Raw genomic sequence first — 2636 nt, 5'->3', positions numbered from 1 at the left:
CACTACTACGATTTGGCTCAGTACGAGGCGGATGACATTTCGGGGAGCTCTGGCTGGCATCTGGCAGGTGACTCTCTAGGAAGAAGCTTCCAGAGGAAGGAGCAGGCAGCAGTCTTTGCTGTTCTGCAGCCTCCATTGGTGATACCCAGGCAAACAGGGTCTGGAGTGGACCTCCAGCAAACTCCAACAGACTTGCAGCCAAGACCCAAAATTTAATTGTCTAACGAAAAAGGCAAGTTGGCGTCGCTGCTCGCAAAATAACCGCGGAATTTCGCTAGATTAAATTTAAAATTCCGAGTATTTCTGATAGTCGATCTGCGCGGAGTTTTTGTTGATCGTATCGACCGTAGCTTCGGCGATCGCAAGTTCCTCGTTGGTAGGGATTACGAGCGTTTTGATTTTGCTATCTACCGCGCTTAAATTTCTAATCGAGCCGGTATTTTTTGCGTTTTTTGTCGCATCGATTTCGATGCCGATATGAGCGAGCTTCTCGCAGACATTTTGCCTAAAATGCGGCGCATTCTCGCCGATACCGCCGGTAAAGATCAAAGCGTCCACGCGCCCGAGCACGGCGTAATACGCTCCGATCATCTTAACGACGCTGTAAACGAGCATCTCAAACGCAAGTTTCGCGCGCGGCTCGCCACCCTCCATCTTTTCATATACCTTTCGCAGATCACTTGCGCCGCAGATGCCCAGAAGCCCGCTTTTCTTGTTCATTATGACATCCATATCCTGCGCATTGTAGCCCGCGACGCGCTCGATGTATGGGATGATCGCAGGATCGATCGAGCCGCATCTGGTGCCCATGATGATGCCTTCAAGCGGCGTTAGCCCCATTGAGGTGTCGATGCACTTGCCGTTTTCTATGGCGCTCACGCTCGAGCCGTTGCCAAGATGTAGCGTAATGGCGTTGAAGTTTTCGTATTTTTTACGCAAAAATTTCGCTCCCATTGTCGAGACAAACCAATGCGACGTGCCGTGCGCGCCGTAGCGACGAACCTTATATTTTTCGTAGAATTCATACGGCAGCGCGTACATATACGCATAAGGCGGGATGCTTTGATGAAAGATCGTATCGAAAACCGCGACGTTTGGAATTTTAGGAGCGATTTTTAGGCAGGATTTGATGCCCGCTAAATTTGCGGGATTGTGTAGTGGTGCAAGCGGCGCAAGCTCGGCGATTTTAGCCATTACGTCTTCATCTATGAGCGCAGGAGCGTCGAAATAATCCGCACCTTGGACTATTCTATGCCCGATGCCGCCTACTTGAGCTAGATCGTTGATTACTCCGCTTTGTTTTAAAAGATCAATCGCGATTGCGATCGCGGTTTCGTGATTTGCAATTTGCTCGTTTTCAACTTTTATGTTTCGTCCGTTGGCGCAATTGATGCTTCCGCTTGCGTGCGTCGAGCCGATCTCCTCGATGAGCCCACTTGCGATGCAGGCGTGATTTAGCATATCGTAGAATTTAAATTTAACCGAGCTCGAGCCGGAATTTATGACTAGGATATCCATTAATTCTCTCCTGCTTGAATGGCGCTGATAAGTATCGTGTTTACGATATCGGCGACCTTGCAGCCGCGGCTTAGATCGTTTACCGGCTTTTTTAAGCCTTGTAAAATCGGCCCGATCGCCACGGCGCCTGCGGTGCGCTGAACGGCCTTATAACAGATATTTCCGCAGTTAAGATCGGGGAAGATAAATACGTTCGCACGCCCTGCGACCGCGGAACCGGGCATTTTTTTCTTAGCGACTGCGGCATCGACTGCGGCATCGAATTGCAGCGGTCCGTCGATTAAAAGCTCCGGCGCCTTTTCGCGCGCTTTTTGCGTTGCAGTTTTGATAAATTCTACGCTCTCTCCGCTGCCGCTATCGCCGCTGGAGTAGCTCAGCATCGCCACGCGTGGCTCAAGCCCAAAAGCCTTTGCGGTCGCGGCGCTTGAGATCGCGATACCCGCCAGATACTCCGCGCTCGGGCTCGGCGCCACGGCGCAGTCGGCAAAAAGCAGAGCCTGCGTATCCAGGCACATTATAAACGCGCCGCTAACGCTCGCGATACCGGGCTTTGTCTTGATGATTTGAAGTGCGGGGCGGATCGTCTCCGCAGTAGTCGTACTCGCGCCGCTTACCATCGCATCGGCTAGCCCTTCATACACGAGCATCGTGCCGAAGTAGGTGCGATCGCGAACGAGATCGCGCGCCTGAGCCTCGCTCATACCCTTTGCCTTGCGAAGCTCATAAAGATCGTGCGCAAATTTTTCTAAGCTCGCATCCGTCTGCGGATCTAAAATTTTAACGCCACTTAGATCGAGTCCCAGCTTGCTTGCGCTTTTTTGCACTTCATCCTCGCGCCCCAGAAGGATCAAATTTGCAGCGCCGCTTTGCTTTATAATCGCAGCCGCGCGTAGAATTCTCTCGTCGTCGCTTTCGGGAAGTACGACGGTTTTAACGTTCGCGCGAGCCTTGGCGTAGAGCTTGCTTTCAAATTTCAATGGGGTTAGAATTTCACAGCGCGTGGAGTTTGCGGCGTCCGTGAAGTAGCTTTTGTCGGCAACGACTTTATCAAGCTCTATCGCGCCGCTTTGGCAAGCGAAATTTTCGTCGTGAAATTTTGCGCCCTTTTCGCAGGCGGA

Annotated in this window: 2 protein-coding genes; both read right to left on the bottom strand. The window is 51.7% G+C overall.

From position 1 onward, the window contains the following. Positions 1-285: 285 nt before the first annotated feature. On the bottom strand, positions 286-1518 hold the full coding sequence (locus Q0095_RS10060) for an acetate kinase (RefSeq protein ID WP_297883377.1): 1233 nt from the start codon (positions 1516-1518) through the stop codon (positions 286-288). Then, on the bottom strand, positions 1518-2636 hold a 1119-nt coding region (gene pta, locus Q0095_RS10055), incomplete at its 5' end, for a phosphate acetyltransferase (RefSeq protein ID WP_297883376.1). The genes Q0095_RS10060 and pta, both read right to left, overlap by 1 nt.

Origin of the sequence: uncultured Campylobacter sp., assembly GCF_938045535.1 — a bacterium.
Classification (GTDB): domain Bacteria; phylum Campylobacterota; class Campylobacteria; order Campylobacterales; family Campylobacteraceae; genus Campylobacter_B.
Note: the sequence above shows the minus strand (reverse complement) of the source record. Positions and strands in the feature narration are given on the sequence as shown.